The sequence below is a fragment of the Pedobacter sp. genome, from assembly GCF_039594775.1.
Lineage (GTDB): Bacteria > Bacteroidota > Bacteroidia > Sphingobacteriales > Sphingobacteriaceae > Pedobacter.
In genome coordinates this window covers 1,193,874-1,206,721 of the sequence record NZ_JBCNMT010000001.1, presented here as the reverse complement: position 1 = coordinate 1,206,721, position 12,848 = coordinate 1,193,874, and the positions used below count along the sequence as shown (strand labels likewise).

At 38.7% G+C, this 12,848-nt stretch carries 15 protein-coding genes; 4 read left to right on the top strand and 11 right to left on the bottom strand.

Annotated features, from left to right (window positions below; translation table 11 throughout):
- Window positions 1-53: 53 nt before the first annotated feature.
- From ABDV71_RS05100 to ABDV71_RS05085, 4 genes are read right to left on the bottom strand one after another with little or no spacing between them, the layout of a single operon-like run.
- Window positions 54-791: an SDR family NAD(P)-dependent oxidoreductase gene (locus ABDV71_RS05100; protein WP_343531345.1), complete on the bottom strand. Its 738-nt coding sequence runs from the start codon at window positions 789-791 to the stop codon at window positions 54-56.
- Window positions 791-1,225 (bottom strand): DUF6691 family protein, encoded by a 435-nt coding sequence (locus ABDV71_RS05095; protein WP_343531344.1) that lies wholly within the window; start codon window positions 1,223-1,225, stop codon window positions 791-793. The genes ABDV71_RS05100 and ABDV71_RS05095 overlap by 1 nt, the downstream gene beginning before the upstream one ends.
- Before the next feature lie 2 nt (window positions 1,226-1,227).
- Window positions 1,228-1,791, bottom strand: coding sequence for a YeeE/YedE thiosulfate transporter family protein (locus tag ABDV71_RS05090; RefSeq protein WP_343531343.1), 564 nt, complete (start codon window positions 1,789-1,791; stop codon window positions 1,228-1,230).
- 50 nt (window positions 1,792-1,841) lie between these two features.
- A complete protein-coding gene (locus ABDV71_RS05085; protein ID WP_343531342.1) occupies window positions 1,842-2,189 on the bottom strand; it encodes a hypothetical protein in 348 nt (115 codons plus the stop codon).
- Between the two features lie 427 nt (window positions 2,190-2,616).
- Between ABDV71_RS05085 and eno the strand changes: the two genes are divergently transcribed.
- The 3 genes from eno to ABDV71_RS05070 all read left to right on the top strand — a co-directional run bounded on the left by eno (window position 2,617) and on the right by ABDV71_RS05070 (window position 4,864).
- Window positions 2,617-3,912: a phosphopyruvate hydratase gene (gene eno / locus ABDV71_RS05080; protein ID WP_343531341.1), complete on the top strand. Its 1,296-nt coding sequence runs from the start codon at window positions 2,617-2,619 to the stop codon at window positions 3,910-3,912.
- A 111-nt stretch (window positions 3,913-4,023) separates the two neighbouring features.
- Window positions 4,024-4,323 (top strand): septum formation initiator family protein, encoded by a 300-nt coding sequence (locus ABDV71_RS05075; RefSeq protein ID WP_343531340.1) that lies wholly within the window; start codon window positions 4,024-4,026, stop codon window positions 4,321-4,323.
- A 40-nt stretch (window positions 4,324-4,363) separates the two neighbouring features.
- Window positions 4,364-4,864, top strand: a complete 501-nt coding sequence (locus tag ABDV71_RS05070; protein ID WP_343531339.1) for a hypothetical protein — start codon at window positions 4,364-4,366, stop codon at window positions 4,862-4,864.
- A gap of 231 nt (window positions 4,865-5,095) precedes the next feature.
- Here the strand turns inward: ABDV71_RS05070 and ABDV71_RS05065 are convergent, their stop codons facing one another.
- Complete coding sequence (locus ABDV71_RS05065) at window positions 5,096-5,707, bottom strand: trimeric intracellular cation channel family protein (RefSeq protein ID WP_343531338.1); 612 nt, start codon at window positions 5,705-5,707, stop codon at window positions 5,096-5,098.
- A 2-nt stretch (window positions 5,708-5,709) separates the two neighbouring features.
- A complete protein-coding gene (locus ABDV71_RS05060; protein ID WP_343531337.1) occupies window positions 5,710-7,794 on the bottom strand; it encodes a hypothetical protein in 2,085 nt (694 codons plus the stop codon).
- Window positions 7,795-8,346: 552 nt separating this feature from the next.
- On the opposite strand from ABDV71_RS05060, the gene ABDV71_RS05055 reads away from it, so the two are divergent.
- The gene (locus ABDV71_RS05055) at window positions 8,347-9,084 is read left to right on the top strand and encodes a L,D-transpeptidase family protein (RefSeq protein ID WP_343531336.1); all 738 of its coding nucleotides are present in this window, start codon (window positions 8,347-8,349) and stop codon (window positions 9,082-9,084) included.
- A gap of 43 nt (window positions 9,085-9,127) precedes the next feature.
- Here ABDV71_RS05055 and fabG read toward each other — a convergent pair whose 3' ends face one another.
- The 5 genes from fabG to ABDV71_RS05030 all read right to left on the bottom strand — a co-directional run bounded on the left by fabG (window position 9,128) and on the right by ABDV71_RS05030 (window position 12,796).
- Window positions 9,128-9,871 (bottom strand): 3-oxoacyl-[acyl-carrier-protein] reductase, encoded by a 744-nt coding sequence (fabG, locus tag ABDV71_RS05050; protein ID WP_343531335.1) that lies wholly within the window; start codon window positions 9,869-9,871, stop codon window positions 9,128-9,130.
- An 85-nt stretch (window positions 9,872-9,956) separates the two neighbouring features.
- Window positions 9,957-10,226 carry a GIY-YIG nuclease family protein gene (locus tag ABDV71_RS05045; protein ID WP_343531334.1) on the bottom strand — a complete coding sequence of 90 codons (270 nt, stop codon included), beginning with the start codon at window positions 10,224-10,226 and terminating at the stop codon, window positions 9,957-9,959.
- Window positions 10,227-10,335: 109 nt separating this feature from the next.
- A complete protein-coding gene (locus ABDV71_RS05040) occupies window positions 10,336-11,457 on the bottom strand; it encodes an agmatine deiminase family protein (protein ID WP_343531333.1) in 1,122 nt (373 codons plus the stop codon).
- Window positions 11,457-11,810, bottom strand: a complete 354-nt coding sequence (locus tag ABDV71_RS05035; protein WP_343531332.1) for a four helix bundle protein — start codon at window positions 11,808-11,810, stop codon at window positions 11,457-11,459. The genes ABDV71_RS05040 and ABDV71_RS05035 overlap by 1 nt, the downstream gene beginning before the upstream one ends.
- A gap of 110 nt (window positions 11,811-11,920) precedes the next feature.
- Complete coding sequence (locus tag ABDV71_RS05030; protein WP_343531331.1) at window positions 11,921-12,796, bottom strand: carbon-nitrogen hydrolase; 876 nt, start codon at window positions 12,794-12,796, stop codon at window positions 11,921-11,923.
- Window positions 12,797-12,848: the final 52 nt, after the last annotated feature.

The window sequence follows — 12,848 nt, the reverse complement described above, 5'->3', positions numbered from 1 at the left end:
TTAGCTGATTAAAAGAACATCAAAATTTCAAAAATGTTTTCAACTGGGTTTTACTAAACACCCTCTACCCTTAAAATAGAGCCACTGGCGATTGTTTTATCATGGTCCATCTCATAAATACGCTCCCCTACCGAAATAATATTGTTCAGTCCTCCATCGGTCTTCAATGCCACAAACCGTTCTACATCTTTAAAATCATCCTTGTCACTTTTACGGATCTGGGCTTGCATATCAGTATCTACCACTCCTGGAGCAATGGCCAATACTTTTACGCCATTAGCTACATCCTGTTGTTCTAACGCCAAGTTCTGCGTTAACATATTTAGGGCCGCTTTACTCCCACAATAAGTTGACCAACCATAATAAGGTTTCAGTGCAGCTCCCGAGCTAATGTTTAAAATAGATTTCTCTGTTGAAAAATGACGGGTATATCTCATAAAGGCAGCACTGCAGATATAGGGAACCACTGTATTCAGTTTAAACACCTGTTCAATCACTTTCGCTTCCAGTTTTTCAAGCGGTCCAATTTGCCCTAAGGTACCTGCATTATTGATAAAGGTAATTTTAGAAATTTCATCGGCATTCAACAAGTCAAAAATAGACCCCAACTCCTGTTCCACTTTGTCTGTTTGGGTAAGGTCAAAAGAAACTTGCGTAACACCTTTAACACTAAGCTCATGGTCTATACTTCGTGCTATCGAAAAAACATGTACTCCTTTGGCCAAATAAGCTTCAATAATCCCCCTACCGATTCCCTTGCTTCCTCCCGTAATAATAAGTATCTGCTTCATTAATGAGGTAGTTTCTCTTTGATTAAACCATAAAACCAAGTCCCTGCAATAGCGCTCAATAAAGTCACAACAACTACAGTAGCACCTGTTCCAATTTGCGCAAATAATGGTCCGGGACAAGCTCCGGTAAGTGCCCATCCAAAGCCAAACAATAGGCCACCGTAGACCTGTCCTTTGTTAAATTGCTTTGGCTGCAAGCTAATTGGCTCGCCGCTCAAACTCTTTATCTTAAATTTCTTGATCAGAAAAACAGAAAGCATACCCACCAACACAGCACTTCCAATCACACCGTACATATGAAAAGACTGCAGCCTGAACATTTCCTGTATCCTAAACCAGCTCACAATTTCGGCCTTAACAAATACAATCCCAAACAATACACCCAATATCAAATACTTTAGGTTCCCCAAACCTTTTGTCCTTTTATTCTTCATGGCTATAACGATAAGATAACTGGCAATAATAGGTTAGCCATCACAAAACCGCCAACCATGAAACAAATAGTAGCCACCAAAGAAGGCCATTGTAAGTTAGACAGTCCCATAATAGCATGCCCACTGGTGCAACCACCAGCATATCTGGTTCCAAAGCCCACCAAAAAGCCACCAAACACCATCAACAAAAATCCTTTTAGCGTAAACAAAGAAGTCCAGTTCATCAACTGTACCGGAACCAATTGGCTATAATCATCAACCCCATAAGATTTTAATTCATTTGCCAATTTTGGATTTACCTGTACCGGATTAGGATTGGCCAGAAAATGAGCCGCAATGAAGCCACCAATTAAAATACCGGCCACAAAGAATAAATTCCAAGCCTCCTTTTTCCAATCGTATTTAAAAAATGAGATATTAGCTGGAATACAGGCGGCACAAATATGTCTTAACGATGAGCTGATGCCAAACGATTTATTTCCTAGCAACAATAAAGCTGGAACAGTAAGCCCGATCAAGGGTCCTGCAATGTACCAAGGCCAGGGCCGTGTAATAAAATCAAACATATTTGAGGTAATTTTTAACAAAGTTAGAAAACCCCTCAAATCATAAAGAATTATTCCTTTTTCATTAGAACCACTTCATCGTCTCCAGCTAAGGTATATCCATATTCATAACAGAAAATGTATACTTTGCCCGCATCGGTAAGATGATAGTGCGTATGATAATCAAAATCAAATCCCTTTTTTGCCAAGTTCTCTCGCTTTACATTAGCTTGTCCACTAGCGGATTCCTCGCGTAAAAGTTTTCTATTTTTATTTAAAATCTGGTTTAATTTCCTTACAAATTCGCCGTCCACACTTTTGCGTCTGTTGTTGTAATTATTCCTACACTGGTCATCACAAAACTTCTTGTCTGCACGGCCCTTAATTTCGTTATGGCAATCTAAGCAAAATCGAATCATAGGCTTATCGGCTTTTTACATAATAAAAATACGAATAAATTTCGGTCCTAATGCGCAATAACTGGGTTTATTCGAATATAAACGTTTATAAACGATTAATATCCGAGTATTCTTTTTAATAAATCGATTTTTGTTTCGTGAATGGCTTTTCAACCATTAGCAAACTACCTACGTACGAATATAAAATTAATAATTGTGGAACCAACACATCACTTCTAAGTATCCTAGAAGGACGATATCCAGTAATTTTCATCTACCTACGCATTAGGCAGTTATTTTAGGGTAACTGCCTTTTTTACACCCTTTACTTCCATAAAAAATATAGCCAATTGATTAGGTAAGTTTAAAAAATGTTATAACTTTGAAAAACCCCTAGCTAATTGTACTTTTTACACTAAGGGTATTTTTAATTCAAAACAAGTATAAAATGAGTTTAATAATCGATGTCCATGCAAGACAGATCCTCGATTCTAGAGGAAATCCAACTATTGAAGTAGAAGTAATGACGGAAAACGGTTTTATGGGCCGTGCAGCAGTTCCTTCAGGCGCAAGTACTGGCCAGTACGAGGCGGTTGAATTACGTGATGGAGATAAGAAAACCTACTTAGGCAAAGGTGTTTTAAAAGCAGTAGAGAACGTAAATACCAAAATTGCCCAAGCTTTGCAGGGAGTAGATGTTTTTGAGCAAAATTTAATCGATAAATTAATGATAGACCTAGATGGCACCGAAAACAAGGGAAATCTGGGAGCTAATGCCATATTAGGCGTTTCTTTGGCCGTAGCTAAAGCTGCTGCAAAAGAGAGTCGCCAGCCTTTATACCGCTACATCGGTGGTGTTAATGCCAATACTTTGCCAATTCCAATGATGAACATCATCAATGGTGGTTCACACTCGGATGCACCTATTGCTTTCCAAGAGTTTATGATCATGCCTGTTGGCGCTCCTTCTTTCTCTGAAGCTTTACGTTGGGGTACCGAGGTTTTCCATAACTTGAAAGCTATTTTACACGACAGGGGCTTATCAACTGCTGTTGGTGACGAAGGTGGCTTTGCTCCTACTTTTGAAGGAACTGAAGACGCGATCGAAACCGTATTAAAAGCAATTGAAAAAGCTGGCTACAAACCAGGTTCTGATATTTGTCTAGCACTTGACTGTGCTTCTTCTGAATTCTACAAAGACGGAAAATACGATTACACTAAATTTGAAGGCGACAAAGGTGCTGTTCGCAGCAGTTCTGAGCAAGCTTCTTATTTGGCTGAATTGACCCAAAAATATCCAATCATTTCTATTGAAGATGGCATGGATGAAAATGACTGGGATGGTTGGAAAGAATTAACCGAGAAAGTTGGCGCAACGGTACAATTAGTAGGCGATGACTTGTTCGTAACCAACGTAAAACGTTTGCAACAAGGTATCGATACTCATACCGCTAACTCAATTTTGGTTAAAGTAAACCAAATTGGTTCATTAACAGAAACCATTAACGCGGTGAGCTTGGCGCAAACCAATGGCTATACTTCGGTAATGAGTCACCGTTCAGGCGAAACTGAAGATACGACCATTGCGGATCTAGCAGTAGCTTTAAACTGTGGACAAATCAAAACTGGTTCTGCTTCACGTTCTGATAGGATTGCAAAATACAATCAATTATTGCGTATTGAGGAAGAACTTGGCGATGCCGCAAAATTTATTGGTAAGAACTTCAAATTCGCGAAGAAATAAGAATTGACTTAGCACTTCAATAAAGTGTTAACAAGTTGAAAAATCCATTTGCAAAACATCCGAAGATTTAAAAACTTCGGATGTTTTTATTTTAAGCTATCTTTGCAGCATATGAAACGATTATTAGATCTTTTCCGGAACAAATACTTTATTGCCATTGCTGCGTTTGCAGTATGGATGCTGTTTTTTGATAAAAATGACATCATTGCCCAATATGAATATAGCGTTCAGGTTAAAAAGCTTCAACAGGAAAAGGATTTCTATGCCAAAGAAACTGCTTTGGTAAAAAAAGACCTGAAAGAATTGGACAGCAACTTAAACAGTGCAGAGAAATTTGCTCGCGAAAAGTACTTCATGAAAAAAGCAAATGAAGATGTTTTTGTAATTGTTAGGGAAGAAACAAAAAAGTAATCTCTTTTTATTATTTTAGTTCAAAATTACTTCCAACCTCATGAGGAAAACCTTTTTGTTTATTTTCCTTTTCTCTTGTTTTCAAGCCACCTCTAGCTTCGGGCAAGAACTTCCCAATCTTAAGAATATAAAGCTAAACAAAAGGGCAAGCTATAAACATGCGGAGTCGACAATAGGCAAGGTAGTAGATTATCTTTTCCAAACACCCTTGCAAAAGAAAAACAAATCTAGGAATGAAGCAGGCAGATTCTTGGTAGATTGGATGAATGGAACACCTGATTATGCTTTTTATTTGGAAGAAAAAGAAACTAGTTTCTTCAACACCAACTCGGATTTCCTGTTAATGTATATGGCAGCGTTAACGAAATTTTCTCTAGCACACCCCACCGAAAAAGAACAACGGCAACAAGCTTTGGGGGCTATGCAGTTGGTATTGCCTTATTTATACGAACAAAGTGATAAAAAAAACTGGTCTAAAGAGTTATGGCAATTGTACGATGCTTCCAAAAATGGACAACTTAAAGAATATCTTTATCCATAAATTTTCTGTCTAAAGTGCTACTCCATCATCTCGACTGCAGCCTGTACTGATACTTCGGCAGAGAGATCTTTGGACTATACAAGACCTCGAAGAGGTCAGATATTTATAAAAAACTGACGCCATGATACGACTCTGTAGGAGTCGTATTCACCTGGACATCTTTGAGTTATAAAGATTGAAATCCTTCGGACTTTTGTTCAAATCCACTAGAGTAAGTCTAACATTACTCCATCAATAACCAAACCTAGGCAAGGCCAGCTTATATTTTACCACTAAAATTCTAAGCGTAACAATAAACACAATCACTGCAATTTTAGCAATATCGGCAGCTAAACCAAAATAAAGCAGACCAAAATACAAGCCTCCTCCAGCTATGCAGGCGGTGGCATATATTTCCTTTCTAAAAATAAGAGGAATGGTATTCAATAACGTGTCTCGAATGATCCCACCAAAACAACCCGTAATGGTCCCCAAGGCAATACACATTCCTGGCTCCAGTCCAAAAACAATTCCTTTTTGCACGCCTACCAAAGTAAACAAGCCCAAACCTAGGGAGTCGAACAAAAACAGGGTAACCTTAAATTTTTTGATATGGTGTTTGAAAAACAAAGTCAGAATAGAGGTGACCAAGATGAGCAAACAGTAATTCACGTCTCGCATCCAAGCTACAGGAGTATCACCCAATAACAAATCTCTTACGGTACCACCACCAATAGAAGTTACAAAAGCAATAATGAGTACTCCAAAAGGGTCCAAACGCTTTTGTACCGCAGCAAAAGTACCCGATATGGCAAAAGCGACGGTACCCAATACCTCAATAATGTCGGTGGTGTCGATATTCATGACTATGCTTCGCCGTTACGTTTTCTAAAAAACCATTCTGCACTTAATAAAAGTAAGATAAGGCCAAAAATCCACTTGAGGTTAATCATCTCCTCGTATCTTCTATCTTCATAGGTAATGGTTTTTACCTTTCCGCTTTTCTCTAGTTCATTCGCAATATCCAATAAATTGGCAGGCATGTACATTTTGCCCTGTGTTTGTTGGGCCATGGTGTTTAACAACTGATGGTTAGCCGTAGTTTGTTGATACTCGCTGATCATAGCATTTACAAAAAATGCACCGTTTGCCGTGTACTTTTTATCGCCCAAACTAGTGGAAGCGATATAAGAATAATTGCCTTGAGGTAAATTTCCTGCATCTAATTGATAACCGCTACCCATTTTTGAGAAAGTGTAGTTGTAAACTTTCCCTTCTGTATTTTTCAATTGTACTTTTACTTCGGAATTGTTTACGGGTTCGAAAGCATCGTTATACAAGGTAGCATTAAGCACTACGCTCTCATTCTCTTCGAAAGTACTTTTGCTGGTGTAAACCTTGAACTTTCTTTTATCATCCTTTACCGATAAATATTGTACGGTTTTAGAAATCAGCTCGGCTACCAAGGGATAGCTATTTTCATTTTTGGCTTCCTCTAATTTCCATTTCCAAAGTCCTTCACCAATTAAAAAACCTAGTTTCTTTCCATTGTCATCAGTAAAAAACAACATTGGACTTTGAGTATTTACCTTGCCTATGCGTTGGTTCAATACCGCGGTGTAATTCCCCTTAATCATCATATTTGAAAAAGGAATTTGCAATGGGTCATAGGTTTCAAGCTGCTTTAACGCTTCAGTATTGATGTTGTAGCTGGTAAAATTCTCTTGATAATAAGGAAACACCTCCTGCAAGCTTCCTGTAGCCCTGGCAAAACTCACCTGCTGCTGGATTTGACTAAAAGCTGAAAGGTTACTTTGTGCACCTACAATATACCATGTGGCTATTTTTTGCTCACGCAACTTACCTATTAACGAACTTGCCGAATAGTTTAATGCCGGCAATTGATAAAGGATGGCCAAACTGTACTTAGACAAATCTACCTTTTCCAGTTCCTCTGCCAAGGCAAGTGTTACTTCATAATGCTGATTGAGTTCGATAGCTTGCTTTAAAGTCGCCAAATCTGGATGAGCTGAGGCTGAAGCCAACAGAATTTTTTGTCTGCCATCCATCACTTCCACAAAAATAGTTTGGCTATTATTCTTCGTAGTAATTTCGTTTTTAACCTCACCTAGATGAATGGTATAGCGATGAATACCAACCTTATTGGCTTTTAACTTGATTTGTGCATCCTTTACAAAACTGGCGCTGTTGATGTCAATAGTCTGTTCGGCTACTTGCTTACCATTTTCCAGCACAGATAGCTTGGTGTTTTCCCCCTTGCTTTCGAAAGCCTGAACCTGTACATCCAAAGTAAATTCATTATCTAGGTAAACGATATTGTTATAGTTGACATTTGCCACCAGCACATCTCTTTTAGGAATGGTATCGCCAAGGGCAATGGTATACACTGGAGCTTTGATTTTATTGAGCTCGTATAACGGATTGCCCCCTCTATTGAAAATACCATCGCTCGCAATAATGATGGCGCCTACATTTCGGTTCAAAAGTTCATCATTTAAACGATTAACCAATGCCGTACCATTAGTTACCTGATGTGTGCCTGTAAATTCAAATCCAGATTTTACGCTATCGCCAAAAGTATAGGTTTTTACTTCATATCTTTCTCCAAGCTTGGTAGCCAAAGCCTTTAGATCCTCTTCATATTTTTTGGCATTAAAACCAGCAGGTTGTATGGCTTTAACCGATATGGAATTATCATTTGCAATAACAATGACCGGTTTTTCGGGCGTATGGCTAACCCTACGTACCAAAGGTGCAAATAACAAAAAGGCAAGAACGGCTACCGCCAAAGCCCTCACCAAGGCTAAGGTATTGCGAGTTCTTTTACCTAGATTTTTATTAGTGCCATATAAAATCCATGCATATAGCATACCCAGGCCAACGCAGCCAAGAAAAATAAGAAAGGTTGAAAAAGACAGGAAATTTGCCATATGCTTAACTGTAAAGATGCTACATTAAGTTGAAAGGAAAAAGTTAAAAGTTAAAAGAGCAACGATTGAAGAATAAAGAGTAAGGAACAAAGAGCAAAGGTTTGAAACTGCTGTGCAATGTTTTTGTTTCAATAGCCCAGATTGCAGCGCCTGCCTGCGGTAGGCAGGGAAATACTTTTTGTTCTCTTACTGTCATTCTGAACGTTAGTGAAGAATCTGTACGTTTTCGCACATCAGAAGTAGATTCCTCCCCGATATATCGGGGCAGGCTGTTCCTCGGAATGACAGGCAAACTGTCAAAAAGATTGGAGCGTAAAGCTGGACTGGCGGAGGATAGCAGCAGGTTTATTGCGCTTCGGAAGCTAACAGCTAGATTTCTCGCTTAAGCTCGAAATGACGGACGGACATATAAGGGGAAACAGCGAGGATTAAAGAACAAGGAGTAAGGAGCAGCAATTAAAGAAGAAGAATTCAACTGAGGTTCCAAACAACAAACCATCCAAAAAACTAAACAACTAAAATTGTAAATTGCATACAAATCAACAGACGCAAATGAAACTACTAATTGCTTTTACCTTAGTTATCCTCATGAGTTTTTCTACTTCCGCACAAAATGGCTTTAAGCAACAACAACTAAAATTTGAGCGGGTTAAAGCTGCTTACGACTTAAAATGGGCATCTTTAGAAAAGGATTTAAAACAGGCTGGTTTTGATAAAAGCTACCAATTGTACATTGCCGCTTATAAAGGCGAAGGGAAAGTAGAACTGTGGTTAAAAGGGAGAAACAAATCTACCTTTAGTTTATTTAAAACCTACGCTTTTTGTGCCCATTCGGGAATGTTGGGACCAAAGCTAATGGAAGGTGACCTACAAACACCAGAAGGTTATTACTATATCAATGTATTTAACCCAATGAGTAATTTTCATTTATCGCTAGGCGTTGATTATCCAAATGAGGTTGACAAAGCCAGAACAGGGAAAGATAGAAAAACAGGAGGAGATATTTATATCCACGGAGATTGTGTTACTGTAGGTTGTATTCCTTTAACGGATGATAAAATCAAGGAAGTGTATTTGTTGGCGATGGAAGCCAAAGACCAAGGGCAGACTCAAATTCCCGTTAACATATTTCCTTTCAGAATGACGAAGGCAAACCTAGAAAAATACGGGCCAAAATACCCTCAAAACTTAGCCCTATGGAAGACGCTTCAAGCAGGCTATTTGTATTTTGAGCAACACAAGACCTTGCCTAAGGTGAGCCAAGTAAACGGAAATTATGTGGTAAAATAAAAGCCCTCCAACTGGAAGGCTTTATTCTATTTATTCCTTAATCTTATAGCATTCCGCCACAAACAGAAAGTGTTTGTCCGGTCACATAAGCACTCATATCTGATGCCAAGAACACGCAAACATTAGCAATGTCAATGGTTTCGCCAGCACGTTTCATTGGAATATCTTTTTCCCAACCAGCTACTACTGCAGGGTCTAACACTTCAGTCATTTCAGTTTTGATAAAACCTGGAGCCACTACGTTAGCACGGATATTACGTGAACCTAATTCTTTAGCTACCGATTTGGTAAAGCCAATAATTCCCGCTTTAGAAGCAGCGTAGTTAGCTTGTCCGGCATTACCCTGTACTCCTACTACCGAGCTCATGTTAATGAAAACACCTTTGCGGTTTTTCATCATCACTTTAGAAGCAGCTTTAGTTACATTAAATACCGATTTCAGGTTAACGTTCATTACATCATCCCAGTTTTCTTCGCTCATACGCATCAACAAGCCGTCTTTAGTAATACCAGCATTGTTTACCACCACGTCAATAGTTCCAAAATCAGCTACAATATCATTGATCAATTGTTCTGCTTCATCAAATTTAGAAGCATCAGAACGGTATCCTTTTACCTTGGTGCCAAAGCTCTGTAATTCTTGCTCCAAAGCTTGTCCTTTTTCTACGGATGACAAGTAGGTAAAAGCAACATTAGCACCTTGCTTGGCAAATTCTTCGGCAATTTTTCTACCTATTCCTTTTGATGCACCTGTTACCAGTGCCGTTTTTCCTTCTAGTAATTTCATTTATGAAATGTGTATGGTTGAGTTGAATGTTTTATTTGTCGTTTGTGTCAGTCTGAGCTTGTCGAAGACTATTTGCACAAAGTTATTATTTCTTTTTAAGGTTGGATAATCTTTTTATCTCCTCCCAATTTTCTTCAAACAATGCCTCTTTCTTCTTTCTACTCCATCCTTTAAGCTGTTTTTCAAATGCTATTGCGTCCTCTATTAACGTAAACCTTTGATAGAATTTAAGGATTAATGGCCGTCTAGTGAAAGTATACGCTTTTGGGTCATAACCACTGTTATGTTGCTCTAGTCTAACTTCCAAATCATTGGTTACGCCTACATAATAGCTACCATCTGAGCATTCTAACACGTAACAAGCGTAGTCCCTTTTGTCAATCTGAGACTGTCGAATACCTTACTCCGGTATTATCCTTCGACAAGCTCAGGATGACAAAACAAGTGGTCTATTCAAACACAAACTAAACTGCCGGCTCCTGTTGGCTTAAGCAATGGAAGCTACCCAAGCCCCAAATAATATCTGTTGAATCAATACCAATTACCTCACGGTCTGGAAATGCCTTTTGTATAATTTCTAAAGCAATTTTATCATTTACATCCCTAAAGGTTGGCACAATTACCGCAGCATTTGCAATGTAAAAATTGGCGTATGAAGCTGGCAACCTAGTATCTTCATAAATTACTGGCGAAGGCATTGGCAATTCAATGATATTTAACTTTCTGCCATCCAACAAAGTCATTTCCTTTAAGCGCTCTAAGTTTTCTTTCAATAGCAGATAATTTTCATCCAAAGGATTACTTTCCACTACCGTAAGCACCGTATCTTCATTCACAAAACGAGTAATATCATCAATATGGCCATCTGTATCATCGCCTACAATACCATCACCCACCCACAAAATTTGCGACGCACCATAAAACTCCATCAAATAGGTTTCTATCTGTTCTTTGGTTAAATGAGGGTTTCTATTCTCATTCAGCAAGCAGGCTTCGCTTGTTAAAATAGTCCCAGCGCCGTTAAATTCTACCGAACCACCTTCCATCACAATATCAGGTGTAAATAACGGCAAATTGAAATGCTCAGCAATTTTGGTCGGCACTACATCATCCAAGTCATAGGGAGGATATTTATCTCCCCAAGCATTATAGCCCCAATCTACCACTGCTTTCTCATTTCCTTTTAACACAAAAGCAGGCCCATGGTCACGACACCAAGCATCGTTGGTTTCGTTAAAATAAAATTCTATCTGGCTTAAATCGGCCCTTACCTTTTCCAATTGCGAAATGGCAAAAGCTTTCATTTCCTCATCTTTTACGTTAATCCGCACCTTTTCACCCTTGGCAACCGCCTTAATGAATAAGCAATAAGGCTCATAAATGGTGTCTATTTTCCCAGGCCACGAAGCTTCCTTATGAGGCCAACTTAACCACGTAGCTTCATGCTTAGCCCATTCGGCTGGGAAGGTATAGCCTTTTGCCTTCGGTGTTTCAGAAAGTTGGAAAGTCGGGAAGTCAGAAAGTCTAGAAGTATGAGATTTTGAAAGACTAGCTGTATTAGATTTATGGTGTGCTTTATCAGACATTAGCTTAATGATTTTATAAGACCATTAATCATTACAAGAACTTCTTCACAAGCTGAATAAAGTTCTTCAAAACGGTCTTCTAATATATATTTTCTTCTTTTAGCGAGATGCAAACAACCAACAACTTCAATATCAGACCTTAATGCGTAACGCAGAAATCTGATAAATTCAGCATTACTTTGTCCTGTGCTTCCTTCTGCAATATTTAGCGAAATGGAGTCTGCAGCTCTTTTTATTTGCGAGTTTAGGATATAAATTTCTTCTCTAGGAAATGTTTTAGTCAGTTGGTCAATCTCGTCAGCTAGGTCCAAAGCTTTTTGCCAGACTTTTAGTTTTTCAAATTTAAATGACATAGGCTGTATTTTAGATAAAATGAAGATACAACTTTGTCTTGAAAAACTCTTTCGGACTTCCCGGCTATAATCTTCCCAACTTTCTAACTATAATCTTTTCCGACTTATAACTACTCTCCGTCCAGATACCTCTTCGTAATCGGTTGGTAAGAATCAATTCTTCTGTCTCTTAGGAAAGGCCAGTGCTTGCGGATATAGTCGCTTTGTGTAAGGTCAATATCAACTACTTCTGTTTCCTCTTCATCATGCGAAGCTAAATACAACAATTTACCTTGTGCGTTAGTCGCAAAACTACCGCCCCAAAACTTCATGCGCCCTTCTTGCTCAAAACCCACACGGTTTACAGAGATTACTGGCAAGCCGTTAGCTACTGAATGCGAACGTTGGATAGTTTGCCAAGCATTGTATTGATCTTTATTGGTTTCTTCGTCTTGAGTAGTATCCCAGCCAATAGCGGTTGGATAGAACATAATTTCAGCCCCCATCAAAGCCGTTATACGCGATGCTTCTGGATACCATTGATCCCAACAAATTAAGACACCAATTTTAGCAAACTTGGTTTGAAAAACCTTGTAGCCTAAATCGCCAGGCGTAAAGTAAAATTTCTCGTAATAAGCAGGATCATCTGGGATGTGCATTTTACGATATTTGCCCAAATAACTACCATCAGCATCTAAAACCGCAGTAGTATTGTGGTATAAACCTTCAGCTCTTTTTTCAAACAACGAGGCAATAATCACTACGCCCAATTCCTTAGCCACTACTTGTAAAGCATCGGTAGAAGGGCCAGGAATGGCCTCCGCTAAATCGAAGTTATCGTAATCTTCTACATCGCAAAAATATAGCGAGGTAAAAAGCTCCTGTAAACACACAATTTGGGCACCTTTTGCAGCAGCTTCCCTTACTTTTACGATAGCTTTATCTAAATTTTCTTGCTTATCCGCGGTACAGCTCATCTGCACCATACCTACTTTTACTTTGCTCATATCTTCAAAAATGATTGAATGAGTGAATGGAAAAAAATGATTGAATTAAGCA

Bases quoted from the DNA above. Each gene is read 5' to 3' on its own strand.
- ABDV71_RS05070 (WP_343531339.1), top strand. From the start codon at position 4,364: ATGAGGAAAACCTTTTTGTTTATTTTCCTTTTCTCTTGTTTTCAAGCC.
- ABDV71_RS05100 (WP_343531345.1), bottom strand. From the start codon at position 791: ATGAAGCAGATACTTATTATTACGGGAGGAAGCAAGGGAATCGGTAGG.
- ABDV71_RS05095 (WP_343531344.1), bottom strand. From the start codon at position 1,225: ATGAAGAATAAAAGGACAAAAGGTTTGGGGAACCTAAAGTATTTGATA.
- ABDV71_RS05075 (WP_343531340.1), top strand. From the start codon at position 4,024: ATGAAACGATTATTAGATCTTTTCCGGAACAAATACTTTATTGCCATT.
- ABDV71_RS05030 (WP_343531331.1), bottom strand. From the start codon at position 12,796: ATGAGCAAAGTAAAAGTAGGTATGGTGCAGATGAGCTGTACCGCGGAT.
- ABDV71_RS05035 (WP_343531332.1), bottom strand. From the start codon at position 11,810: ATGTCATTTAAATTTGAAAAACTAAAAGTCTGGCAAAAAGCTTTGGAC.
- fabG (WP_343531335.1), bottom strand. From the start codon at position 9,871: ATGAAATTACTAGAAGGAAAAACGGCACTGGTAACAGGTGCATCAAAA.
- ABDV71_RS05085 (WP_343531342.1), bottom strand. From the start codon at position 2,189: ATGATTCGATTTTGCTTAGATTGCCATAACGAAATTAAGGGCCGTGCA.
- ABDV71_RS05065 (WP_343531338.1), bottom strand. From the start codon at position 5,707: ATGAATATCGACACCACCGACATTATTGAGGTATTGGGTACCGTCGCT.
- ABDV71_RS05055 (WP_343531336.1), top strand. From the start codon at position 8,347: ATGAAACTACTAATTGCTTTTACCTTAGTTATCCTCATGAGTTTTTCT.
- ABDV71_RS05090 (WP_343531343.1), bottom strand. From the start codon at position 1,791: ATGTTTGATTTTATTACACGGCCCTGGCCTTGGTACATTGCAGGACCC.
- eno (WP_343531341.1), top strand. From the start codon at position 2,617: ATGAGTTTAATAATCGATGTCCATGCAAGACAGATCCTCGATTCTAGA.
- ABDV71_RS05040 (WP_343531333.1), bottom strand. From the start codon at position 11,457: ATGTCTGATAAAGCACACCATAAATCTAATACAGCTAGTCTTTCAAAA.
- ABDV71_RS05060 (WP_343531337.1), bottom strand. From the start codon at position 7,794: ATGGCAAATTTCCTGTCTTTTTCAACCTTTCTTATTTTTCTTGGCTGC.